Origin of the sequence: Azospirillum halopraeferens DSM 3675, assembly GCF_000429625.1 — a bacterium.
Taxonomy (GTDB): domain Bacteria; phylum Pseudomonadota; class Alphaproteobacteria; order Azospirillales; family Azospirillaceae; genus Azospirillum; species Azospirillum halopraeferens.
The window spans coordinates 337,842-362,825 of sequence record NZ_AUCF01000004.1 but is presented as its reverse complement, the minus strand read 5'-3'; the positions used below and the strand labels follow the sequence as shown (position 1 = coordinate 362,825).

10 protein-coding genes and 2 pseudogenes are annotated in these 24,984 nt (G+C 66.0%); 7 read left to right on the top strand and 5 right to left on the bottom strand.

Annotated features, from left to right (window positions below):
• Window position 1 precedes the first annotated feature (1 nt).
• The 4 genes from G472_RS31420 to G472_RS0105265 all read right to left on the bottom strand — a co-directional run bounded on the left by G472_RS31420 (window position 2) and on the right by G472_RS0105265 (window position 12,494).
• Entirely contained in the window at window positions 2–5,461 is a 5,460-nt protein-coding gene (locus G472_RS31420; RefSeq protein ID WP_051340452.1) for a DNA methyltransferase family protein, read from the bottom strand.
• Window positions 5,461–8,475, bottom strand: a complete 3,015-nt coding sequence (locus tag G472_RS0105275; RefSeq protein WP_211100142.1) for a DEAD/DEAH box helicase — start codon at window positions 8,473–8,475, stop codon at window positions 5,461–5,463. Before G472_RS0105275 ends, G472_RS31420 begins: the two co-directional genes overlap by 1 nt.
• Before the next feature lie 108 nt (window positions 8,476–8,583).
• Window positions 8,584–10,323 (bottom strand): GTPase, encoded by a 1,740-nt coding sequence (locus G472_RS0105270; RefSeq protein ID WP_029007531.1) that lies wholly within the window; start codon window positions 10,321–10,323, stop codon window positions 8,584–8,586.
• A complete protein-coding gene (locus tag G472_RS0105265; RefSeq protein WP_029007530.1) occupies window positions 10,320–12,494 on the bottom strand; it encodes a GTPase in 2,175 nt (724 codons plus the stop codon). Before G472_RS0105265 ends, G472_RS0105270 begins: the two co-directional genes overlap by 4 nt.
• Window positions 12,495–13,166: 672 nt before the next feature.
• Here G472_RS0105265 and zorA point away from each other — a divergent pair.
• Genes zorA through G472_RS31405 form a run of 4 tightly spaced genes read left to right on the top strand, consistent with a single transcriptional unit; the run spans window position 13,167 to window position 21,833 of the window.
• Complete coding sequence (gene zorA / locus G472_RS36780) at window positions 13,167–16,007, top strand: anti-phage ZorAB system protein ZorA (RefSeq protein WP_051340451.1); 2,841 nt, start codon at window positions 13,167–13,169, stop codon at window positions 16,005–16,007.
• A gap of 3 nt (window positions 16,008–16,010) precedes the next feature.
• Window positions 16,011–16,748 carry an OmpA/MotB family protein gene (locus tag G472_RS0105250; protein ID WP_029007529.1) on the top strand — a complete coding sequence of 246 codons (738 nt, stop codon included), beginning with the start codon at window positions 16,011–16,013 and terminating at the stop codon, window positions 16,746–16,748.
• 10 nt (window positions 16,749–16,758) lie between these two features.
• Window positions 16,759–18,501: an EH signature domain-containing protein gene (locus G472_RS36775; RefSeq protein WP_169732780.1), complete on the top strand. Its 1,743-nt coding sequence runs from the start codon at window positions 16,759–16,761 to the stop codon at window positions 18,499–18,501.
• Window positions 18,502–18,515: 14 nt separating this feature from the next.
• The gene (locus G472_RS31405) at window positions 18,516–21,833 is read left to right on the top strand and encodes a DEAD/DEAH box helicase (RefSeq protein ID WP_051340450.1); all 3,318 of its coding nucleotides are present in this window, start codon (window positions 18,516–18,518) and stop codon (window positions 21,831–21,833) included.
• A gap of 162 nt (window positions 21,834–21,995) precedes the next feature.
• Here the strand turns inward: G472_RS31405 and G472_RS31400 are convergent.
• A pseudogene (locus G472_RS31400) lies at window positions 21,996–22,299 on the bottom strand (transposase); the annotation flags it as partial.
• A gap of 103 nt (window positions 22,300–22,402) precedes the next feature.
• Here G472_RS31400 and tnpA point away from each other — a divergent pair.
• The 3 genes and pseudogenes from tnpA to tnpC all read left to right on the top strand — a co-directional run.
• Window positions 22,403–22,876: an IS66-like element accessory protein TnpA gene (gene tnpA / locus G472_RS0105230; protein ID WP_029007526.1), complete on the top strand. Its 474-nt coding sequence runs from the start codon at window positions 22,403–22,405 to the stop codon at window positions 22,874–22,876.
• Window positions 22,873–23,220, top strand: a complete 348-nt coding sequence (gene tnpB, locus G472_RS0105225) for an IS66 family insertion sequence element accessory protein TnpB (protein ID WP_029007525.1) — start codon at window positions 22,873–22,875, stop codon at window positions 23,218–23,220. The genes tnpA and tnpB overlap by 4 nt, the downstream gene beginning before the upstream one ends.
• 79 nt (window positions 23,221–23,299) lie before the next feature.
• Window positions 23,300–24,730: pseudogene (tnpC, locus tag G472_RS31395) on the top strand (IS66 family transposase); the annotation flags it as partial.
• Window positions 24,731–24,984: the final 254 nt, after the last annotated feature.

Genomic DNA, 24,984 nt, shown 5'->3' with positions numbered 1-24,984 from the left:
GTCAGTCCTCCGCATCGGCGGCGGTTAAGGGTGCTTCGGACGTGGCGACGCCGAACCGGGCCTCGAAGGCGGCCCAGGCGCGGCGGTAATCGTCCTCCCGGTCCACCTTGGTGAAGGGCGGGTGGAAGGTCTTGGTCACCGTGGCGTTGCCGTTGTCCACGGGCCAGGAGACGGTGATCGGGCTCACCCCGTCGTGCCCCTGGCGGGCAGCGCGCAGTTCCTTGGCGCCGGCGTCCTTGCGCACGGTGTTGGGCAGGCGGCGCCCGCGCGCGTCGTACTCGTCGGCGTTCTCGTACTGGCGAATTTTTGGAAACTGAACACGGTAGATAGTCAAAAGATCGTCTACGGTTAGATCCAGCGCCTGCGCCACCAGCGCGTCGATCTCAAGCAGAGCCTGCCGCCGTGCATAGTCACTTCGCAATGCGCAGCCACGCTCCCATTGTGTCGGAAGGTCGGCCCAGCGAAGCTCATGCTCATGCACAAGGCGCGGTTCACCATAGGCCCAGCCATCCTCACGCATTCGCTCGCTGAAGTTGCGCTCCCAGAGCGGCGCATAGTGGACGGTTACCGCAGCAAGGCGAAGAGAACGAGCAAGAATTGCTTCAGCCGCGGAACCTGAAAGTAGCGGCAGGATCGAAACCACGTCGTGCCGAAAGTCCTCCTTGCCAGTTTGGCGGCATATCGCGTCGTAAATTATGGAGGTGCATCCACCATTGAAAATTAGGAGGTTTCTCTCATCGGAAAACGCGATGGAGTAAACCGAATCAACATGTGTCGGCCCAGGAGGTATAATTGTCGAAATGAATGTTCGAGAATCGGATGGCTTAGCCTTGCGACGGTTTACGTGTCGAAAATAGGTGGTTTTAGGTTTTGGCATGAGCGCAAAATCTTCGGACGTAGGGCGGCCCTGCTTCAGGCAAACGTCACCGAACCTGTTGCTGAACTCGATGGAAGTAGTTTTTTGACTGGAGTGCAAAAGCCAATTTATAGCCCCCAGCACATCCCCTTTTGCGACAGAGAAAAAGGCGTATTTGCGCGCTGACGCGGTGCCAGGTTGATTTCGATCCATCGAATGCAGGACAATTTCCTCTCCGCAGAGGTCCTCCCAGTAGGGAGCCTCACCCTCTTCAATTGGCCAAAACCCTGGAAGAGTTTGCTCAGGCCAGAATCCAATGCTTTGGTTGAAGACGGAACAATCTCCATCCTCATCGCCTGGCCTATATATCGTTCGCGGAATATAATCTTCTTCCAATTCTATTAAATCCACGTCGTCATAGTGACTCGGCTGGTTGCAGATCAGCCGCGGCGATTTGTTCCAAGGCCGCCCAATATGGAAGTGTGGACCCGCAACAACAAGCTGATCCAAAGTCGCTGGCGCCTTCGTGCCGTTCCTGCACGCATGAAGAATTCCAAGATTTTGGGCCTTACCTTCCTCAAACATTACAGTGGGATGATAGCCCCCGAAAATAGAGCCAAGCCTCCTTTCGCATTTCCCCACTTTCTCCAATACGGATAGCAGTGGCTTCCCATGCACCTGCGGAAGTCGGGCATGAGTCACCGGACTCCCAAACTCCTCGAACAGGGGGGCAATTTTCTTAAGAGCAGCCTCTGTGATAGTTATGACCCGAGCCGGATGGCCTTCTGTATTCCACCTATTCAGGTCATCTTTTATGCCCGGAAGAAGCGTGCCCACCTGTGAAGGTGCCCGACATTTTTCCAGCGTATGGGGATGAAAGAGATTGAATATGCAACTAAACTCAATTTCACCAGAAGCTCCAGAGAACACGTTTAGGCTAAACTTCATTCTTCCGTGGTCGTTCGTCCCTTCAAACAGATTCATTTGGTTCTCAAACTGATAATGCCCCCTTAACCGCCTATAGTAGGCTTCTCGAAATTTTCCGCCGTCGGGATCATCAAAAACACCTTCCTGATGGATAAGTCCGGCCACGCCCTCGTCGCCCAGCAGGTCCCAGCTCTTCTCGATGAAGTTCTTGTACAGGTTCGTCTGCACCCCGGCCAAATACGGGTAGAGCGTGCGGTCGTTCAGGAAGGCCGACACGCCTTCGCCCGCCTCAAACACGGCACGGTAATCGACCTTCCGCTCCTCGCTCTTCAGCAACTCCGGCCGGGCGCGCTTCAGCGCAGCGCTCTTGGCGCCGCTCACGCCCAGCGCCGGGTCGAATTCCTGGAGCAGCGGCGCGTCGTTCCACCCCACCTTGATCCAGGGCGGGTTGCCGGCCATCAGGTCGATGCCGCGCGGGACGGGCAGGCCCTCCACGGCCGGGCCCAGCAGTTCGGTGAAGATCAGTTCCCAGTGGTGGAAGTGCTGGCGCTCCGATAGGTCATGGCCCACCAGAAGGCAGGGCATGGCCTGACAAAGCTGCGCCACGTCGGGCAATTCGCCCTGGGCCGCCTCGAACAGCGCCTCCGGCGCTATCTGGAAGCCCAACTGGATCGCCAGCAGACCGCGGGCGTGCGCGTTGCCCACATCGACGCCGCAGAGGATCTTCAGGCCAGCCAGCCAGGCCTCGCGCGTCGGCAGCTCGTCGGTCTGCGCGATGGGCCAGAAATAGAAGGCGCACCACGTGTCCATGATCAGCCGCAGGCGCTGGAACGCGCCGGAGGTTTTCTCCAGGGTGCGGCGGATCTCCTCCTGCCGGTCCAGGGTCGGTCCGGGGCGCAGGGCCTCGTCGCTGTCGGACGGGGTGGGCCAGACGCTGGCGGTGCAGGCGGTGGCCTTCAGCGCGGCGGCGCGGTCGCGCGCGTACTGCGCCCACAGATCGTCGATGGCGGCGCTGATCGCCTTGGCGGCGGCGATGTCCACCTCGTTCCACGTCTTCTTGACCTGTTTCTTCGTCCAGTCGGTGCCCAGCTTGCACTCGGCCGGCCAGAAGGACTTCATCAGCTTGTCCCGGCAGGCCGGAACCATGTCCTCGTCCCAGACCAGGAAGTGGTAGATCTCGTTGGCCGCGCGGGCCTCGCCGGGCTTGAGCGTGCGCGGGGCCGCGGCGTCCTTGCCGTAGTGGTCGCCGTCGCGGAGCTGATCGCTGGTCCACACAGCGCGCCGGGCGCCGATCAGGCTGTTGCCGGTGCGCAGGCGCAGGCCGAACCAGGGAACGGCGCCGACGCGGTAGACGTCGGGTTGGGCGCCCTCCCCCTTGCGGACCAGCAGGCGGTGCATGCTGCCCAGCCACAGGGACAGGCCGCCCAGTTCCACCGCCGTGGGGTTCAGGTCGACGCCGTAGACGTTGCGGGTGGCGATGTAGTGCTTCACCCGCCGCAGTTCGTCGTCGTAGCGGCCAGGCTCGATGGTGCGGCCGGTCTGCTCCTGCTTCAGGCGCAGGTAGGCGTGGGCGAGCTGGTCGCACATCTCGTTGATGAAGGCGGCGGAGCCCATGGCGGGCTCGCACACCGTCAGCTCCAGGATGCGGTCGGCGTCGGCCGGGCCGAAGCCCTTCAGCCGCTCGTTCAGCACCTCGCGCACAAGGCAGCGGGTCAGCACCTCCGGCGTGTAGTAGGAGGCGGAGTTGGCGCGGTCCACGCCCGTCAGGCGCAGGATGAACTCGCCGGGCAGATAGACGCGCGGGCGGCGGCTGCGCCGCTCCACCACGATCTCGCCCTCGCGGAACTCGCCGGCGCGCGATTCCGGGACGAACCAGGTCTGGACGTCGGCGGGGATGTCGTCGTCGTAGACGACCTTGGTGCCGCCGTCCGCGGCGCGGGCCAGGGTGCCGGCGGCCTCTCCGGCGGCGGCGTCCGCCGCATCATCCCCGGTCTCCTCCTCGGCCCAGTCCTCGCTGGTGTCGTCGAGGGCCTCGGCGTCCTCCGTCTCCTCCGCATCGCCCCCCTCATCGTCGGCGGGTCCGGCGGCGCGCTTCTTGTCCAGCGCGCGGTGCACCTGGATCAATCGTTCGGTCGCGAAGAAGCCGCTGTAGGACAGCAGCCCTTCATAGACGGCGCCGAGCTGGACGATGCCCAGCTCCGCGTAGTTGATGCGGCCGATGGACTTGCCCTTCTCGTCGGCGCCGAGGCTGAGTTCACGGATCACCCGCTGCAGGCGGATGTTCGGCAGTTCGGCGCGGTCCAGCAGCGGCGTGGCGCCGGGGTCGAACAGGGTGGCGGTCAGGGGCCGGACGACGAAGGCGCCGGCCAGCCCCTCGTCGCTCTCCATCACCTTGCGCCCGGCCTGATCGAGGCGGAGCTGGCGGGGAGCCGCCGGACCGTTGGTGAACATCTGGAGCTGTTCCGGTTTCACCGGCGCCCACGGCTGGGCCGCGTCGACCGCCGCCGGTGCGCGGTTCGGCTGGAAGCCCTGGTGGATCAGGCGGAACAGCGTCTTCAGGTGCGTGTGGTAATAGGTGCCGTTCTCAGCCTGCATCGGCATCTCGCCGGCGTCGGCAAGATCGCGCAGCGCCTCCAGGCTGTAGCCCAGACGGTAGACGTCGTCGTTGATGGGCAGGATGCCCAGTTCGCCGCCGCGCGCCTCGGCGTAGAGGCAGAACAGGATGCGGTAGACGAAGACCAGCGCCTCGTCGCGGAGCTGGTCGGCCGTCACCTCGCGCACGCCGCCGGGCAGGTCCGGCTCGCCCTGTGCCAGGGTCTTGTAGGACAGCTTGCGCGCCCGGCGGTGGTCGACCCAGCCGTTGCACACCTCCTCGATGGCGCGGCGCACGGCACCCTGCAGCTTGGCAGAGACGCCGTGGGTGAACTTGTGGCTCTGCCCCTCCAGCGTGTCGTGCAGGACAGTGGCGGATTCGGAGTTCGGGCACAGGGTCTCGGCCGACAGCAGTGCGGCGATGGCCTCGAACGAAGCGGCCTCCTTGCGGCCGAAGGCATCGTCCAGGTCGACGCGCAGCCAGCGCCCCTGGGCGAAGGTGGAGCGGTCGAACAGGTGGATCAGCGACCCCGACAGAAGCAGCACCCAGCGGGGGCTGTCCTCCTCCCGCAGCAGGCGGCCGACCGCCTCGCCCCAGGCGGCCTCCAGGTGGCGCGTGCCGTCCGGGGCGGCGCCCGCGGGCACCGCTTCCTCCAGCGGGTCCTCGCTGCCCCAGTCCGCCGGCAGGGCGGCGTCGGGCAGGCAGAAGGGCGTCTCGGCCGCCACCAGCCACGGCTTGCCATAGCGGGTCAGCCGGCACAGCACGGGCAGCGCCGCCCGTTCCGCCACCAGGACGAGGGACTCCGGTGCCGGGGCATAGCCCAGCGCGCGCAGCAGGGCGTCGTGCCACCCGGCCAGTTCCGGCTCCGCCGCGGCGGCGCGGTGTTCGGTTTGATCGTAGTCGAGAGCCTGCGCCTTGGCCTTGAAATAGGTGTCACCCAACGCCTGGAGCCGCTTCGGCACACCGCGGCTGCCCAGTTCCCGCCACGCCTTGACCGGACCGGCGATGTCCTTGACGAACTGGTGCTCCAGGTAATGGGCGGCGTAGTACTCGCCCACATTGTTGACGGCAGTGTCGAGCGGCATCAGCGGACCCCCTCGATGGCGAGGATCAGGCGGGTGGTGGGGTGGTCGGCGGCCTCGAAATGGGCCTGCCTCCAGTTCCGGGCCCGGTCCTTCACGTACTTCTCGCTCTCTTCCAGGTCCTGGCGCTTCTTGATGGCGGTCGCGCTGGTGGGGCTCAGCTCCGCCAGCTCCTCCTCGATCCGATCGCGCCGCAGCGTCAGCCAGCGGTTCAGGCGCTGCTCCTCCCGCTCCAGCAGGGGCTTCACCTCGGCCTGACGCTCCCGCCGGCGGTCGGACAGGTACTCCAGGCTTCGCTCGACCGCGCCTTTGACGAACCCGCGCAGCAGTGGCTCGGGCATGGACCCGCGCTTGCCGGTATCGGCCAAGTCGTGGAAACCGGCGGCATCAAGGGCGGCGCGCAGGGGGCGAACGGTCATACCGCCACCTTTGGACATGGACACGGCGTGGGCGTCGACGATCAAGGGCGTTCCGGCGCGAGAGCTGACCTGGCCGATGAAGCAGAAGCACATGTCCCCCTGCGGCAGGTAGGGGGAGGCGATCATCGGCGCCTCGCCGCGGGGCATCAACATCATCAGCCGCTCGGCCAGCCAGCGGGAGACCGGGTGCAGTTCGGTCAGCAGCAGCTCCTCGCTCCACTGGCCGCGCAGGTTGCGGGCGGCGCGGATGGCGAGATCGACGCGGTCGGGATCGACGGTCAGGCGGAAGCGGCGGTCGTCGGTCCACGCCTCCTCGGGGATGGCGGTCGCGCCGAAGATCACGGCGCGATCCGCCTCCGGGTCTCCCAGGCGGCGACGCAGGTCGGCCGGCGGGATCAGGACGATCTGCTTGCCCGTCTTTTCGATGGGGTGGTAGGTGCGGTCGTCGCTCTGCTGGTCCAGGAAGGCGTAGCCTTCCTCCAGGAACGCGGCCTCGTCATAGAGGCGGATGCGCGAGGCATCACCGGGGCTGGCCGACGCCGGAACCGGTTCCGGCACCGCGGTCGGTGCGGGCTCGCCATCGCCGTCGTCATCGCCGAACAGGTCCGCCAGCTCGTCCATGGCGTCGAGGGAGGCCTTTCGCAGCAGCGCCTCCATGGACTGGGCCTCGGCCGCCTCGGTGTTGGCGCCAGCCGGCGGCTCCCGGTCGAAGACGCCGGCGTCGCCGGCCAGCAGGCCGCGTTCGGCCACGAAGGTCTCTTCCTGGTCGGCGTCGTAGAGCTTCAGCACGCTCTCGCCGCTGCGCGCCGTGCGGTTGATCTCCTCCACTTTCTCGATCAGGCGCTGGAAGATGGCGCCGTCGCCCTGCAACTCGCCGGCCTGCGTGCGGACCATGAGGTAGCGGATTTCCGGCCTGTGCGTCTGGCCGAAGCGGTCGATACGGCCGTTGCGCTGGATCAGCGTGATGATCGACCACGGCAGGTCGTAGTGGATGATGTGCCAGCAGTGGTGGTGCAGGTTGACGCCTTCCGACGCGACGTTGGTGGCGACGAGGAGGCGCATCGCGGCGTTGCCCGTGCCGAAGGCCTCCACCGTCCGGCCCAGCCACACGTCGGACATGCCGCCGTGGATGGCGGCCATCACTTGGCCGGGCTGCTCCTCCTGCCGGTCGGACCAGGACAGGCCGAACGCGGCGGCGAGCGCGCGGGTCAGCGCCTCCTGCGTCACCCGGCTTTCTGTGAACAGAAGGACGCGGGGGCTGGCCGGACCGCCGTCCCAGCCGACGCGGCGGAGCTGGTCGAGCAGCAGGCGGAAGCGGGTGGAGTCCGTGATGGACAGTGTCTCCAGTGCCCCCCGCAGCCCGTCCAGCGCCGCGATGTCCGCCTCCTCACCCCGCTTGCGCTGGAGCGTGCGCAGGCTGGTCTCGACCATCGAGCGGCAGGCCTCGGGGCTCGACAGGAAGCTCTTGTACAGCCCCCAGCGGACGATGGCGTTGCGGTCGCCTTCCGCCGCTTCGCGCCGCAGGCCGGCGAGGCGGGTGTACACCGCTTCCTCCCGCCCGTCGGCATCGGCGGTGGTCTCGGCCAGCGGAACGACGTGGCGGGCGGCGAAATTGTCCCCGGCCTCGTGCCGGATGTCCTCCTTGAAGCGCATCAGGAAGAAGGGCTTGATGTCCTCGGCCGTGTATTGCCGGTACTTCGGGTCCGGAATGGCCGAGGGGTCGAGCAGCGCGATCAGCCGGCCGAACGTCTCCTTGCGGCCGTTGTGGGGCGTGGCGGTGGTCAGGATCATGCTGTCGGCGCGGCGCGACAGCAGGCGGGCCAGCCGGTAGCTGTAGTTGCGGTCCGGGTTGGTGGCGCCGGCGACGTTGTGCGCCTCGTCGATCACCACCACGTCCCAGCGGGTGTTCTCCAGGAAGTGGCGGTAGCGCCCCACGTCCTTCAGCGTGTCCATGGAGATGATGACGCGGTGGTAGACCTCGAACGGGTTCTTCGAGGCGGGGATGCGCAGCCGCAGCCGGGCCAGGCCGGTGGAATCCAGGCGAACCAGCGGGATGGCGAAGCGGTTCCACAGCTCCGCCTGGAACTGGGTCAGCATCGACTTCTTGGCCAGCACCAGGATGCGCGCGGCGCGGCCGCGGCGGATCAGCTCCGCCAGGATCATGCCGACCTGGATCGTCTTGCCCAGGCCCACCGCGTCGGCCAGCAGCAGCCGCGGCCGCATCTGCCGCAGCGCCTTCTCCACCGCCTTGACCTGGAACGGCATCGGTCGGAAGGCGCCGATGCCGTCCACGTCGGGATGGGCGGCCGTCAGCGGCATCTGGCGCAACTGCGCCTCCAGGAACAGCTTGGCCTTCTGGAAGCCATGGCTGGTGTCGCGGGTCAGGCGGGTGTCCCGCGGGTCGATGGGGACGATGTCGTCGAGATCGGTGACGAACGCCGCCTCGTGCCCGCGCACCATCTCGTCCGCGCCCAGGCAGTAGGCGATCTGCGACCCCGTCGCGGCATCCAGGCTCTCCGCCTTGGTGACCAGCCACTCGGCATCACGGCACAGCACCCGCATTCCGGGCGTCAACAGGGGGGCGAGTCCAGCGGCCATGGGAGTCCTGAGGTGGCGGGAACGCTGCAGGGCGGGGCCGCAAGCGTGCCAAACTCAAGCCGGCAATGCAACCGACAGTGATTGCATCGCCGGCTTCCCTTGCCGGGCTCAGGCCCCGGCGGGCAGTGCTGCCGGAGTCGCGGCCGCCTCTTGCGCGAGACCCGGTCCACCGAGGAGTTCATCGCGCAACGCCGTGCAGCGGCGCCTCAGGGCAGCGATCTCCTGCTGCAGTTCCTTCCGCTCGCTGCGCTGGCAGGCGATCCGCTCCGCCTCCGCGTCCAGTTCCTCGATCCCGGCCCGCACCGGCCCTTGGGACACTGTGAGGACCACCGCCTCCAACGCTTCGGCCTCGACCTTCGCCTGATCGGCAAAGGCGTTCCTCAGGGTGACCCGCAGGCTGGCGGCGTAGCGTGCCCGCTCCTCCTTGGCCTTTTCCTCGGAGTACTGGAGATAGAAGTCGAGCGCCACCATCAGGAAAGGCACCGCTTTGCCCGCTGCGCCGGCAACCTTCGCCAGGGTCTTGCCGGCATTCACCGCCCCATAGGGGCGGAATCTCACGCCCAGCGTCTTGCCGACCTGATAGACGATGTCCCGAAGCCCGGAAGCGTTCTTGGCCATAGCGTTCAGCCCCTGCTCCAGCGGCTTTCCCACGTTCTTGGCGAATCGCAGAACATAGTCCTTTTGCGACGGCAGGGTGCCATCAAAGCTGACGCCGGCCCGCGCTTGGCCGCGCGCGTCGAGACGGGCCACATCCTGCGCCAGCGGGCTTTCACCGATCTCCGCAAGGTCATCGCTGGCCTCGCGCAGCGCGTCCCTCATTTCGCGTTCAACCCCGTCGTACAGGGTGTCGACCTGGCCCGCGGCCTCTTTCATGCCCAGTTCGAACAGTGCCTCGAGATCCTCCGCATTGGAGATGTCCGACAACTGCTTGACCGCACGGTCGCCGGCGGACATGACCGCCGAATATGCCTCCTGTTTCCAGGTCTTGCGGATGTTGGCCAGTTGTCCTTGCAGCGTGTCGAGCACGCGCCGGCGGCGGCGGATCAGTTCCAGCCGTTTCTGATCGTCCTCCGATATGCCGAGATCCGATTGCAGCCTGTCCAAAATGTCGGACGCGACGGAAAGAGGTGTGGACAGGCGCCCGACGGTGCCGGAATCGGCAATGAAGCGGTCCAGGGCGGCGATCATCTCGTCCATCCGACTCTGCCTGAGGAACCGCCCCCGCAAGGCATCTGGGGCGTCTGCCGCCTGCAGGTACTTCGATGCAGCGCAGAGATGCACGGGAACGTCCGGATAAGGTCCAAGCACCTTGCCGACCTCGCTCAGGATCACCTCGTCCGGATTGGACTCGCGGTCCATCTTGTTCACCACAATGCAGGTTTTCCCCGCCAGTCCCAGCCCTTGACCCGCCAGGATGTAGCTGAGGTGGTCGGCGAGACGGGGATTGAACAGTTCGTTGGTGATCACGAAGAGGACGAGGTCGGCTCCCACCGTCGCCTCTCGGGCGATGGCGTCGTGGTCGGTGTCGGACACCTGGGCCTGGACGCCCGGCGTGTCCACCAGGACGAGGCCGCGCCACGGATACTCGGCGATGCTGTCGGTGGCAACGTCGGCATCGATCTTCAGATGTGCGCCGGTCAGGGCCGCAATGATGGACGACTTTCCGGCGCTGAACTCACCGATCAGGACGATGCGCAGCGGCGCATGCGTGTCGAGACGGGCACGCTGTTCCGCCAGGCGCTGCCGCAGGTCGACGGCATCCGCTGCGGCCGACCGACTGATCATGACATCGGCGTCCCCCAGAAGGTGGCGCAACGCATCGTGATACCGGGCGTAGGCGAGACTCATCGGCGATCTCCAATACGGATGTCCAAATCGAGCAGTTGGGAGGCGAGCCGCACGTTGACGCCGTGGTGGCCGATGGCCTGACCAATCACAGTGGAAGGCAGGTGAACCCGTGCCATCCCATCAGCTATCTCGACTGCGTCCGAAGGGACGCGGTGAAGACCAAGAGCCTGCACCACCTGCTGGGCAAGCGGCGCTGCGGCATCGACGAAGGTAAGGCGCTCCTGGCCGTCGGTGTCCAGGAATGCGCTCACCTGCCGTATCCGGCTGCCGCCCGCGCCGATGCAAACGGCCACGGGATCGGTAGTGCCGTCCTCCGACACGACCAGCACCTTGGTGGCGGCGCCGGCCTCACGCACCACCCGCTTCACGACGACCCGACCGTCCGCAACAGCCGGGACGACGTCGTGAAGGATCTCCGCGACCAGTCCGGACTCGACCTTTTCGGCGACGGCATCAAGGCCTCGGATCACCTCCACACTGGCGCGGTGGAGCATCTCCGCAGACCGCCGGGCCGGCCGTACGGTCAGTTGCGCGGTATTCAGCCAGTGCTCCTTTGTCTCGTCCAACCACGTATCGCAGCGTTGACGAGCGGAGCGGTAGTCCGCCCAGAGTCGGTCCTGCAGTTTCCGCGTGATCTCGCTTCGATGCGTGTACAGATCCTTTTTGGAAGACCGTTCCCAAGCGTCGGTAGCCGTCCGGGCGACTGACTCGGCTACCAGCCCGGCGCCCACCACAACGGCAGCGCCGATTAATGCAACCCAGCCCGTCGGATTCCACAAGTTCGCCACGCCCCATGTGGCCAACGCCGCCCCGCCAACCCCCGCCCCCGTCCGGACGGCTGCACGGGCGTACTTATTACGCCTCTCGTCTTCGTCCTTCTGATGATAACCGGACAACAAGTCATCGAGCCCGTCGGCGCGCGACACCTGGAAATCCGTGGCCGCCACGCGCATCTCTTCGCCGACTTCAGCGATGAAATCCTTCTGTCCCGCCTCAACGAACCATTCCACGCAGGTCGACACGCCATGGTCGGAGAGCAGCGCCGCCCAGCGTTGATCGAGTTGCCGTCCGTCGCCACGTGCGGCGACGAGTTCGTCAACCATGCCGGGAACGGCATCGCTGGCCTTCTGGAACCGGGCTCGCAAAAGTGGAAAGCGCTTTGCGATTCGGCGCCGCGCCTTCTCTGTCCCACGCTCCAACCGGCGGCCGAGTTCTTCAAAGGACCGCATACGATCCCGGAACCCTTGGGCGTATGGAAGGAGCTCTTCTCTCAGCGCTCCCAAATGGCTTAGGACCAGATCTCGGGGCTGGCGCATGCGAGCCGGGATTGCCTCCTGCGTGATGAAACGGAGAATGCGCGCCTCGACGTCGGCGATCCGGCTGGCGCGGGCCAGACCTTCCCGATCCGATAGGCCCGCGGGAAGATCTTTGCCCGACCGGCTCTTCCAGGCCGCATCAGCATGGAACGGAATCACCTCGGGCGCGGCAATCTGGTGGTTTGCCTGCAGATAGCCGCTGATCCGCCGAATGTGCCCATCCAGCTCATCGGCTTTGAAGACGTACTGAGGATAATCAAGCAACAATTCAAGATCGTTTGCTTTGACGTTCAGAAGGACCGTAACCCCCTTCCCTTGGGTTCTTATTTCTCCGAAACGCTTCAGTTCGTTGGCCGTTGCCTTGTCGTCCGTCAATAGAAAGAGGATATGATCGGCGCGTTCAACGAACGTGTCGGCTACGCGGGCCAACTCATCGCCGTCGAATCCTTCGATCCCCGGCGTGTCGACGATACGCAGGCTGGGACGGTCCGGAACGCCGCCATCGGCAGACGGAGGGAAATAGTAGGCCCGGATGTCCTTGGTCGTATGCTGCCGCCCCACACCGATCGATGCACCGTCCCCACCGGTCAGCGCCTCCATCGTCGTGCTCTTGCCCGCGCGTGTCCGACCGAAAAGCATAACCGTCACAAAACGGGTGTCGCGTGCCAGATCGGCATAGGCCTCCTTGAGTGCGTCCGCCGTCCGCTCAGCGAGTCCATCGAGCTTGGCGCGGAGATCTTCGTAGTCCCCGGCAAAGCTGTGCAATGCGGCACGTACGGCGTCTGCCTCCACCGGTTCGGATTCGATCCTGGCCAGCGCGACCGCCGCCTCGAATCGGCTGATCACCTCCAGCATGGCCGCGCAATCCCCATTTACAGCGGCGATTGCCCGCGATGCCGCTGTGGCTGCGCGCTTCAGTTGGTGCGAGAGCTGCCCGACACGTTCTTGACCGCCGAGGAAGCCTTCGCGCTTCTGGCCCGATACGGCCGGTGTGGCTCCCGCACACGCCGAGCCCAATCCGCCCCCCTCTCGAATGTCAGAGGCTCGCGGATGCGTGTACCGGTCCTCCGTGCGCCGGCGCTCTGCGGCAGGACTTCCGACTCGATCCGACACCACTACCCTCCGATCCCGTCTGCCCCCTGCTTCGTGCATCCAAGGCGGCCCTGGAGAAGGTGAGCACGAGGCGCCACGAGTCTGCGCACGACAACCATCGAAATGCAACCATTTGGTGCCTGCAGGCGCTCTCTGCCAGCGTCCCGACCCAGAATCATTCAGGCCTCGCGCACCGAGCGGTATATGCCACAGGGGCGCCGCGTCAATGCTGTTGGCCCTATTCGTCAGGCATCTGGAAAGCTGGCCGATCGCTTGCAACTCGGACGTTGCACGCTGCGGGGCGGAAGGCCTGCGGCGGCGATTGTTATCTGTACAGGCCACTTTTAGTTTGTCGCTGCGCACTCCTGGAATTTTAGGTAGAGTTTCAGCCTCCACATCGGCCGAAGCGGCCATCTCCGAGCGGACGGATTATCGATGCAGGCGTTGAGCGAGTATCTGAACCACTTCCTGCATACGCCGTGGGCGCTCTTTGGCATCCAGATTGGCATTCCGCCCCGGATCATCCTTGCGACGATTGCCGTTCTGGCACTGTGGTTCATGTTCCGGTACCTGCTCCCGGGCCTCTGGTTCCGATTTGTGATGGGGCGGCTTCCGGGCCGCATCGAGCGTCTGAAGCGGCAGCAGGGGAACAACGTCGCGCCGGAAGACGTCGCCGCACTCATGCGCCAGTCGCGCACGCTCATACATCTATGGTCCGAATACGCGGACACCCTCCACGAGCAGTACCAGGTCATTGATGGAGAACGGCGGCGCATCGCGGTGCGAGCAACGGTCCCCGCCGAGGCGTACTTCAACACCCAGGTGCTCGTTGATACACCGCTGCGGACCGAATTCTTCAAGCACCTTCCCGGGATTCTGACAGGAATCGGGATCATCGGCACCTTCTACGGGCTGGTCACCGGGCTTGCGCAGTTCAACGTCCAGCTCGAGCCGGAAAGGCTGCAGGACAGCATCAGCCACCTCATGGACGCGGTGAAGGAAGCCTTCGTCGCGTCCGGCGCCGCCATTCTCGTCGCCATGCTCATCACCGGCATCGAGAAGCTCCTGCTGGCCGGCTGCTACCGCGTGGTGGAGCACATCGCGCAGTCGATCGATGCCCTGTACGCCGCCGGCGCCGGAGAGGAGTACCTGGCCCGCTTGGTGCAATCGGCGGAAGAAAGCGCGGTGCAGACGCGTCACCTCAAGGACAGTCTGGTCGACGACCTCCGGCAACTCCTCACCGAACTGACCGATCGTCAGATCGAAGCCGGCCGGCAGCATGGGGAGAGCGTGGCCGGAAGCGTCGGCGGTGCCATCCGCGAAAGCTTGCACGAACCCATTCAAGCCCTCACCGCCGCCGTCGGCAAGGCGCAAACCGAGGCCGGCGAGGCGAGTCACAAGATCCTCGGTGATCTGATGGCCGCCTTCATGGAGAAGCTGGACGGCACGGTCGGCGGCCAGATGATGGAGCTGCAGCGGCTGATGGCCGGCACCACCGGCGCGATCGATGGCATGCAGCGGAACTTCGCCGACCTGCTGGCGCGTATGGAGAAGACGAGCGGTGACGCCGGCGAGAAGATGACCGAGCAGATGGCCCGCATGATGGCGGAGGCGGAACAGCGCCAACGCCAGATGAACGAGGCGCTGATCAGCGCGGTGCGCGACATGCGCCAGCAGGTGACCGGGGGACAACAGGACCTTCATGCGCAGATGGCGACGACGCTCGACACTCTGCGGCAGACCCTGCAGGAAATGCTCGTTGAGATCCGCCGACAGCGCGAGGAGGCGTCGCAGGCGACGGAGCGCGACCTCGCCACCGTCCGCGAGAGCCTGACCGCCGCCGCCGAGGCCATGCGCGAAGCCACCCGCGAGATCGGCCAGTCGGCCTCCGACCAGGTGATCAGGCTTCTTCAGGAGGCGGAGGCGCGGCAGGCAAGCCTGTCCGAAACGCTGACACGGGCGCTAGACGAGATGGGCCGGCGCGTGAGCGACAGCAACGGAGCCGTGCAGGAACAGACGACCGGCGCCCTTTCGGCGATCCAGACCGCCATGGGCGCGATGCTCGACGAAATCCGTCGCCAGCGCGAGGAAACCACCAAGGCCACGCAGGACGACATGGCCGCCCTGCGCGAGAACCTTGCGGCCGCCGCCGACGCGATGCGCAAGGCCTCCGAAGAGATTGGTCAGTCGGCGTCCGACCAGGCCATCAGGCTGCTCGAGGACGCCGAAAAGCGGCAGGCCGCGCTGGCCGAGACGCTCGGCCAACTGGCCGCCGACGTCAACGCCAATGCCCGCGTGGCGAATGAGGAGAACGCAAGCCGTGTCCGCGAGCTGTTCACTCATGCCGAACAATGGCAGCAGGCGAGCGACGAAAAGGCCCGAGCTGCGCAGAAACGTGCCGACGAGGAGTTGCGGACGACTCTCGCCCTCATGTCCGAACGGTTCGGCGAATTCCTTAACGGAACACAGGAGCGCGAAAAGCAGCAAGCCGAGGCCGTTGGAACGCAGCTTAAGACCACCCTCGACACCATGAGCCAGCGTCTGGGCGAGTTCCTCCGTGCCTCGGAGGAGCGGGAGAAACGCCAAGCCCAAGCGATGGACGAGCAGCAGGCCGCCCTCTCCCGGCGCACGGCCGAGGTTCTGGAGGCGCTGGACCGTCGCCTGTCTGAACTGGCGGCCGGTTCCAGCCGCGCCGTGCAGGCGATGCAAAACGCCATCGAGTCCCTGAACGGTGCCACCGGACGCGCTATCGACGGCATGAACCGAGGCGCGGAGACGATGCGCTCGGCCGCCGATGGTTTCACCCGCGCGGGCGAGCGGATGGAGGCGACCGTCGACCGCTCCGGCGACCTACTCAACCGGATCGTCGATGCATCGAGCAGCCTCGATGCATCCGTCCGCGCAGTGGAAAGCGTCGTCGCGTCCTACAACGGTACCCGCGATGCTCTGCAGGGACTGGCCGCGACCCTTCAGGGGCTGGTGCAGGATGCCGACCAACGTGCCGGCGTTAGCCGAGAGCTCGTCGCGACGATGCAGCGGATCGTCACCGACTTCGAGCAGGTGCAGCAGGAGACTGGCGAGTATCTGGAGAACGTCAACGAGGTCTTGCGAAAGGGCTTCGATTCCTTCGCCGACGCCGTCTCAACCAACATGCGCCGGTCACACGGGGAGTTCCATGCCTCCCTGGCCGACGCGGTTCAGATGATCTCCGGTCAGATCCAGGAGCTGGAATCGGTCCTGACAGGCTTCACCACCCGCATGAAGGCGCTCGCATAAACCATGATCGGCAGCCCCATCGTCATCGGCAAGCGCAAGGCGGACGAGGCTGAGAAGCCTTTCTGGATCTCCTTCTCCGACCTCATGTCGGCCCTCATGGTGCTGTTCCTTGTGGTGATGACCGTGGCCCTGTTGACGGTGACGCAGCACCTTCGGGACGTCCAGAAAGCGGCCGGACAACGTCAGCAGGAGATCAACGAAATCCTCGAACGGCTGAAGGACAGCGCTCGCGACTTTCCCCAGGTCCATATCAGCACCGAGCGCATGACCATCGACTTCGGCGAGGTCGGCCGCTTTGCCAGCGGCAGCGACGCCCTGACTCCGGAGGCTCTCGACCTCCTGCGCGGCTTCATCCCCCGTGTGCTGGCCGAAGCGCGCAGCGCGCTCGGCCAGAAGTGGTTCAAGCGCGTGATCGTCGAGGGTTTCACCGACACAGACGGCAGTTATCTCTTCAACCTTGATCTCAGCCTCCGCAGGGCCCAGCGCGTGGTCTGCACGCTGCTGACGCCCGGCGCCGAGGGACGAGCAAGCCTAACCGACGACGAAATGGCTCATGTCCGGCGCCTGTTCTCGGTCGGCGGTTTCTCGTTCAACTCGTCCAAGGAGTCCAAGGAGGAAAGCCGGCGCATTGAGCTGCGCCTGGACTTCCGCGCGTTGCACGAATCCAATCAGCCCGGCGCCGGGCCGACGATGGGGCGCGATCTCGCCACCATCGAGGTCGGCCGGTGCCAGCTCAGGTGAGGCCGCGGTCGTGTCCACACTCGACAGCCTTCAACATCACATGGTGCACGTCCGGGATGTCACGACGACGGACGGAGCGCCGTTCGGTCGACCCGAGGCCATGGTCCGCGCGGTCGTCGAGATTCGCCGGAGGGTGAACGGGGCTTCCGGCACGCTGGTGCAACGCAACCGCATCCAGGAGGCTCTCGACCTGCTCTCGACCAGGGGGTTGCGGGTGGCCTGCGCCACGCATCTGCGTTTTCTGTGCTGGGCCTTGGGGGAGCCGCACAAGGACACCCCGGCGCTGCTGCAACGCACCGACGGTGTTGTCGCCGGCCTCTTGAGCGCAGTCGATGGTGCTCTGTCGGAACGGACGCTCCCGCTGTCGGCGTGGCGAGGCCTGCTCGCCGCCTATTTCGGCCCGGAGCAGCGCCCAACCCGTGAGGCCGAAGCCGCCAACTGGCAGGCCCTACGTGGCTTTCTCGCGCGCAGCCTCCCCGTCATAGAGGAGCAGTCGCGCTACAAGCCGGACTGGCTGCGAACCCTTGTCGAGCACGACAACGTTCTGACGGAGCGCCCCTGCGACCGCTACGCCGCCGCGGTGTTCGCCGGTCAAGAAGATGCACTCGCACCGTTACGCGACCAGATCGGTGTCGCCCAGACAAGCTGGTTCTGGGAAGAGTTGATCCTCTCCCAAGTCCGCCACCTGTGTGGACTGGCGGATGGCGAGTATCTGGGCGCTCTGGACCGTTTCCTGGCGGTGCTTCGCCGTCACCCGCTGCTGGCCGACGATGCTCTCATCCTGGTGCTGAACCGGCACCATCGCTCGCTGACAAACGTTCCGCACCTCACCCTTCAGGACTTCGCAACGGAACATTGGGGCAGTCCTCACATTCACGCGCAGGCAAAATGGTCGCTGGTCGCCCCCCCGGTCAAGCAGATGGTCCGCGAATGGATCGTTCGGGAAGACCTGAAACTCTTCTTCGACCTGCTCAGCGCCGACGGTGCCGCCGACCAGCGGCGTCTCGACTTCTGGCTGCGCTTCGCCAAGCAGATCGACTTCGCGCATTTTGCACTGGGGCCAGCCGTGTTCGACAGTCCGCGGCCCGACTACGTAGATATGCGCAAGCGTCGCCGGCAGCGCATAAGCCGGCTGGTCAATCCAGGCAACCCGGATAACAATGCATTCATCCTGAAGCTCGGCGCTTACTTCTTCGTTGAGTTCGGCCAGACCGGCAATGCCGCATACGGCTACCGCGCGGACGACTTGCCGTTCTGCCTGCCGGCCGCCGAGGTCGACCTCCACCAAGCGAAGAACAGGCGCCGCTGCATCTTCCGCCAATCGCACCACAGCGACTGGGAGTATAAGTTCCTGGTGGCACTGGAGGCGTTAGGTATTCATCCAGACGACGACCGCCGCTGCGGACGGACGCCCGGCGCATTGATAGCGGCACAGAAGCCAAGCACTCCCCCACGTCCGCCCCAGTCGTATTCGCCGCCGATACGACGCCCAGCTCCCGTTCCACCGGCGCACCGGTACACCGAGCCCCAGGGTTCGAATGCATCGCAAGTGCAGACCACCGACGACGATCCGCTTTGGCTGCTTCCCACGCTCACTCTCGCCCAGAAGCACGACCTTAAAGTGCTCGACCAGCGACCGAAGTCCGGCTGCCTGTGGCTGCTGACCGACAACGCCGCCCACCCCGCGCGCGGGGACCTGGAGAGGCTCGGTTTCCGCTTCACTGAGGGGCGCGGCTTCTGGCGCAAGAAATAGGACGAGGATCGACTATGCTCGGGCTCTTTTGGGGCAGAACGAAACGGACCCGCAGGGGGGAGACCTGCCTGAGCATCTCGTACGACCGCGGCGGCATCGTCTTCCGTGGTATCGGACGTTTCGCGGAACTCCCGGCATCCGAATGGCTGGCGCGTGGGCATGAAGTCCGGGGACGCCATGGAGACGCGGTCCTTTATCTCGCCCAATTGGAGCAGGACGGCATCGTCCCTACGCTGGGCGACGAGTGCATCCTGGGCTGGCGTGAGTTTCACGACCTGAAGAATCACCCGGACCATGCCGACGGACTGGCCCTGCTCGATCTTCCGCCCACCTGCACCTTGACCCCGGAGCTGACCTCCACCGGTGCTCTGTCCGATCCGACCTTCGTGATCGCCCTGGCGTGGCTCGATGGCAGCGGGAGACCGGTGCAGGTTGAGCGTAAGGGCGGCGCGATCGTGGAACGCGGGGCGCCGTCGCTTTTGCCCGGACCGGCTTGGCGCCTCGCGGAGGCGGTGACGGCCTTTTCACAGCGCGACGACAGCGCCCGCACCCGCACGGAGCAGGAACGTGCCTGGGGCCGTATCAGGCTCTTGGCGCGAGAGGCCGGTGCCCGGTTCGACGGATTCCTGTCCCGAACGATCGTGCTTACGCCGGAGCGGCTGAACCTTTCGCTCCGGCCGACGTGGCAAGGCGACACCCAGGTGGTGGAACTCGTGCCCGGCCTGACGGACGTGCCATCGGACAAATGGCTGGCCGCCTACGATGCCCATAGCCGGGTCCAGGATCATTACGTTCTCACCACGGACGACGGCGGTCTGGTGCGCGTGATCCCCTCGCCGGCGGTCCTGCGCCTCCTCGCCGAGATCAAGCGCATGCCCGGGCGGCGCGTCGCCGGCCAACGTGCCAAGGCCTTTCTCCGGAACCCGTACGCCACCCTCGGCGAGGACATAGCCGAAGCGTTGCCGCCGGAGGTCTTCGAGGTGGTGCGCCGACAGGCAGGCCTGTCGTTCTATGCCTTCTCCAGCGAGGCCGTGCGTGATGCGATGGGCCGGATCGAGATGGTGCGCCTGCACATCCTGCCCGACAACGAACAAGAGTCCCCTCCCCCTCCCCAAGATCTGGCCGACAAGCAAGCCGTAAAGCAGTTCAGGGATCAACTCGCCAAAGCCCTGAAAGCGGACGAGCCATGCGTGACATGGCGTGGACGCGATCTCGACCTGCGCGGCGACGCGCGCGAGCAGCTTGCAACCTTGACGCTGTGGCTCGGGGAGAACTGGGCGGTCGCTCAGCCGTCGCTCAGCTACGACGAGGTGTACGACCTTGGCCGGTACGGCGAGCGGATCGCGGGCATCGGCATCGAGAAGCCGGTGCACGCGCCCTATCTGGCGGCGGCTGCGGGCGACGCCGGTTGGATGCCGGACGCGCTGGCCTGCGTCGTCACGTGGCAGCCTCCTGGGGCGGCAGAGCCGGTTCGCATTGCCCTCACAGAGAACGACTTCCACCGGCTCGCCGAACGCACACAGTCCGCCGAAGCGGCGGGAGAGGCGACCGTCGGCATGCCCGAGTGGCCGGCGCCTCTCAGCGTCGAGAACGCACAGGAACTGGTGCGCGCCATCGCACCAGCCTTCTCCGCGCCACCGTCACCCGCGCGCCCGGTACCTGAGGTGCAGGCAAGGCCTCCGGCTTCGGACCATGCGTCCCGCAGGGCGGGTAAGGAAACCTTGCTCCTGAAGAGCAACCTGGAGCAGGAGGAGTATGTCGAGCGGCGGGCCGAGAACCTGCGTTGGGAACCCCACGAGCAGCCCGTCCTGCCACAGTTGCTTCGTCCGGATATCGCGCTGAAACCCCACCAGTTGGCCGGCGTTGCTTGGCTACAGCATCTCTGGCGGAACATGCCTCGGGTGCGCGGCTGCATCTTCGCCGACGATATGGGGCTAGGTAAGACCCTGCAGATGCTCACCTTCATCGCTTGGTACCTGGAAACGACGCCGGAGCCGGCACCGGTGCTGGTGGTCGCCCCGGTGTCGCTCCTCGAGAACTGGGGCAATGAGATCCGGAAGTTTTTCAAGCCAGGGCTGCGTGTCCTCACGCTCTATGGTTCGGCGCTGAAGGAGGTTCGACTTACCCGCGACGCAGTCGACGAGCAGCTCATTGCGCGCGGACTGTGCAAGTTCCTCCGGTCCGACTGGCTAGGCGACGCGCAGGTCGTTCTGACCACATACGAGACCTTGCGCGACCAGGAGTTCTCTCTGTCCGCACAACGCTGGGGCATTATGGTCTGCGACGAAGCGCAGAAAATCAAGACGCCGACGTCGCTGGTGACGCGCGCCGCCAAGAAGCAGAACGCCCTGTTCCGCATCGCATGCACCGGAACCCCGGTGGAGAATCGGCTGGCGGACCTGTGGTGCCTGTTCGACTTCGTGCAGCCGGGCCTGCTCGGTCCCCTGGCCAATTTCTGCCGGACCTATTCGCGGCCGATCGAGGCGCGGACGGATGAGCAGCTGGCCGCCCTCGATCGTCTCCGCCGCCTCATTGAGCCGCAAGTCATGCGTCGCATGAAAGAGGACGTTGCGGAGCTGCCCCCCAAGATTTCCGACGATGGCTGCCGGGCTCTGCCGCTGTCGCCGCGTCAGACGGCCCTGTACACCCAAGCTCTGCAGGCCTACCGTGCCAAGGTCACCGAGGCGGATGGTAACGCGACGATGGTGGTGCTCGGAATGCTGCACACGCTGCGCAGCATTTGTGCGCACCCGGTGTCCGCTGAGGAGCTTGCCGCCCCGCCCCCCCTCGACGAGTTCCGCCGGCACAGCCCGAAGATGCGCTGGCTGATGGCCCAGCTCGAACGAATCCGCGCGTCCGGCGAAAAGGCTATTATCTTCACGGAGTTCCGTGAGATCCAGCGCGCCCTACAGCGCTATATCGGAGAGGCGTTCGACCTTTCGGTAACGGTGATCAACGGCGATACGACCGCCCAATCCGCATCCGGCCAAAGCCGGCAGGCCCGCATCGATGCATTCCAGGCAAGCCCCGGATTCAACGTGATCATCCTGTCGACGACAGCCGTTGGTTTCGGCGTCAACGTCCAGGCGGCCAACCACGTCATTCACTTTACCCGACCATGGAATCCGGCAAAGGAGGATCAGGCCACCGACCGCGCGTACCGCATAGGCCAGACAAAACCAGTGACCGTCTATTGCCCGACTGTCGTATCCAACGAATTTGTGTCTTTTGAAGCGAAGCTGGACCTCCTTCTCGAAGCCAAACGAGAACTAGCACGTGACATGCTTAATGGCTCTGAAGATATCAGCGAGGCAGATTGGCGAGATATATGACCGCCACCGACAGAAGACGCCTCATTATCGCATCGCACAGTGGGGAACTCATTTGGCCTTTCTAACAACTAAAGCCACACGCCTGTTATCCAGCTAGAAATATTGGGTTCTTCCAAGTTTCGTGTGATCAGCCGAGGCATCCATAGCCTTCGAGCATTCGCCTCAGGCTTGACCCAGGACCCGGCCGCGGAGCAGATCGAAGCCGGCGCGGCCGTATGTCGCGCTTGATGACCTTCAGCCGGTTGACCTGACCTTCGACTTGCCCGCTGCTCCAGGGCTCGCTCAAGGCGGCCCGCACCGCGTCCTCGTCGCGGCGGATCCCGGCGGCGAACGACGCCAGCAGCGCCGAGGCTTCCGCCTCACGCAACCAGTCCTCAAAGGCGTCGGGCGCCTTGTCCTTCACCATCGCCGCGAAGCGGCGGATGAGGTCAACGGCGGTGGCGAGGCTGGGGGAGCGCTCCAGCAGGGCGGTCGTATCCCTCCGGTGAGCGCCGCCTTGCGGGTCGGATGTTGAAGGCGGAGGTTTGCGTGGCGCGTCATCGCGCGGACGCAAACGAGTGGCAAACGTCATGGCTTACCAGCGGATCGAGGTTTTGACGGGGAACGAGCGGCGGCGGCGCTACACGCCGGCGGAGAAGGCACGGATGGTGGAGGAGGCGTTCCGGCCGGGCGTGGTGGTGATCGAAGCGGCGCGGCGGTTCGGGGTTCACGAGAGTCTGCTGTACCGCTGGCGGCGGCTGATGACGGCGGCGGCCGGGGCGGCGGAGTTCGTTCCGGTGACCATCACGCCGGAGCCGGCGGAGGGGGCCGAGGCACCCCATTCTTCCGAGCCGGAGATGGCGACCGCCGCGATGCCGCTCCCGGCGCCGGTCTCCCCGCCATCACCGCTTCCGATGACGCCTGCGATGACGGCGGCCGGGCAACGCCCGGCGATGGAGATCGCCCTGCCCGGCGGGGCGCGGGTGCGGCTGGACGGGGCGGTCGATCCGGCCCTGGCGATGGCGGTGCTGGCCGCACTGGCACCGTCGCGGCGGGCGCCATGATCCCGGTTCCGAGCGGCGTGCGGGTGTGGCTCGCCACGGGGCACACCGATATGCGCAAGGGCTGGGCGTCGTTGGCCCTGCTGGTCCAGGAGCGGTTCCGCCAGGACCCCCACAGCGGCCATCTCTTCATCTTTCGGGGGCGTCGTGGCGACCTGGTGAAGGTGATCTGGCATGACGGCCAGGGAAGCTGCCTGTTCGTGAAGAGGCTTGAGCGAGGCCGCTTCGTCTGGCCCACCCCGGCGGACGGCGCGGTCGCCATCTCGGTCGGGCAGATGGGCTACCTGCTCGAAGGGATCGATTGGCGCAACCCGCAGAAAACCTGGCGTCCGACGGCTGCCGGATGAGTGCGGCATTCTGAATCAGGCCGCGGCTCAGGCCCAGGAAATCCAACGGTTTGAGGGCGTTTCGCGGTAAACTGGCGCCATGCCTGCCGCCCCGCCGCCCGCATCGCTTGCCGACGAGAACGCCGCCCTGCGCGCTGCCTTGGCGGCCGCCGAGGCGCGGGCGGACGCTGCCGAGGCCGAGGCGGCCCGGGTCAAGGCGGAAACCTCCAACGCCGCGGCCATGATCGCCCGCTTGAAGCTGGAGATCGCCCAGCTGCGCCGCGAGCTCTACGGCGCGCGCTCCGAACGCAAGGCCCGCCTGCTCGACCAACTCGAACTCCAGTTGGAGGAGTTGGAGGCAACCGCCAGCGAGGACGAACTGGCGGCCGAACGTGGCGCCGCCAAGGCCACGACCGTCCGCTCCTTCACCCGCAGCCGGCCGGCCCGCAAGCCGTTCCCCGGGCACTTGCCGCGCGAGCGCGTCGTGGTGCCGGCCCCGACCGAGTGCCCGTGCTGCGGGTCGGACAAGCTGTGCAAGCTGGGCGAGACGGTGACCGAGACGCTGGAGAGCATTCCGCGGCAGTGGAAAGTGATCCAGACGGTGCGCGAGAAGTTCAGCTGCCGGGCCTGCGAGACCATCACCCAGCCGCCGGCGCCGTTCCATGCCACACCGCGGGGCTGGGCCGGCCCAAGCCTGCTGGCGATGATTCTCTTCGAGAAGTTCGGCCAGCACCAGCCGCTGAACCGCCAGGCTGAGCGCTTCGCCCGCGAGGGTGTGGAGCTCAGCCTGTCGACCTTGGCCGACCAGGTCGGCGCCGCGGCGGCCGTGCTGACGCCGCTGCACGACCTCATCGCCGCCCATGTGCTGGCGGCCGAACGGCTGCACGGCGACGACACTCCGGTGCCGGTGCTGGCCAAGGGCAAGACGGATACCGGCCGCATCTGGGTGTACGTCCGCGACGACCGGCCCTTCGGCGGCCAAGCACCCCCTGCGGCGCTGTTCCATTACTCGCGCGACCGCGGCGGCGCCCATCCCGAGGCGCACTTGGCGGGCTTCACCGGAGTGCTCCAAGCCGATGCATTCGCCGGCTACAACCGCCTGTACGACGCCGACCGGCAGCCGGGGGCGATCACGGACGCACCCTGCTGGGCGCACGCACGCCGGAAATTCTTCGTGCTGGCCGACATCGCCACGGCCCTGAAGCGGCGCAAGGACGCGTCGATCTCGCCTTTGGCGCTGGAGGCGGTGCGGCGCATCGACCGGCTGTTCGACATCGAGCGCGCCATTGCCGGGCTGGGGCCCGCCCAGCGTCTGGCCGCCCGCCAGGAGCACAGCGCGCCGTTGCTGGCCGAGCTGGAAACCTGGATGCGGGGGGAGCGCGCCCGCCTGTCCCGGCATGCGCCGGTGGCCAAAGCGATGGACTACATGCTCAAGCGCTGGGACGGCTTCGCGCGGTTCCTGAAGGACGGCCGCATCTGCCTGACGAACAACGCGGCGGAACGGGCCCTGCGCGGGATCGCCATCGCCCGTCCATTCTGCCCATGCCGGGCAGGATGTTGATGTCCATTACCGCTGGCACCCGCTGCATGGTCGCCGTGTCCGGGTGAAGTGGAGCGAGGCGCGCGCCACCGGCCGTCTCGCTTTCGTTGAGGCGGCGCCCGGCATCATCACCGTGTTGCCGGAATGGATGCTGGACCCGGTAGCCTGCGCCGCGATGGAATCCGGCGCACCGCGGGTCGCGGTGGAAGCGCTCATCAGCCTTCAGCGTCAGCTGACCGACGGTG